Source organism: Microbispora sp. KK1-11, assembly GCF_006874435.1.
Lineage (GTDB): Bacteria > Actinomycetota > Actinomycetes > Streptosporangiales > Streptosporangiaceae > Microbispora > Microbispora catharanthi.
The window spans coordinates 1-420 of sequence record NZ_VIRJ01000146.1 but is presented as its reverse complement, the minus strand read 5'-3'; the positions used below and the strand labels follow the sequence as shown (position 1 = coordinate 420).

Below are 420 nucleotides of genomic sequence, written 5' to 3'. Positions count from 1 at the left end.
CCGTCCACGCCATCCGCAACGCGGTGCTGCCGCAAACCCTCCACATCGACGAGCCCACCCCCCACGTCGACTGGACCACCGGCACCATCCGCCTCCTCACCGAACAACGCCCCTGGCCCCAGACCGGCCACCCCCGCCGCGCCGCCGTCTCCGCCTTCGGCGTCAGCGGCACCAACGCCCACGTCATCATCGAACAAGCACCAGAGCCCGCCGAGCACGAATCGCACGAACGCCGCTCGCTACCGGTGGTGCCGTGGGTGATCTCAGCCCGGTCGCGAGATGCGCTCACGGCCCAGGCCGCCCGGCTCGCACACCATCTGGACCGGCACCCCGAGTTGGACCCGGTCGACGTCGGCTACTCCCTGGCCACCACCCGCACCCGGTTCGACCACCGCGCCGTCATCATCGGCACCACCCAGC

1 protein-coding gene is annotated in these 420 nt (G+C 71.4%); it reads left to right on the top strand.

The genetic code is table 11. The features are described from left to right. Positions 1-420 (top strand): ketoacyl-synthetase C-terminal extension domain-containing protein (locus tag FLW16_RS43135; protein ID WP_312847204.1); only part of this gene is annotated, 420 nt, incomplete at both ends.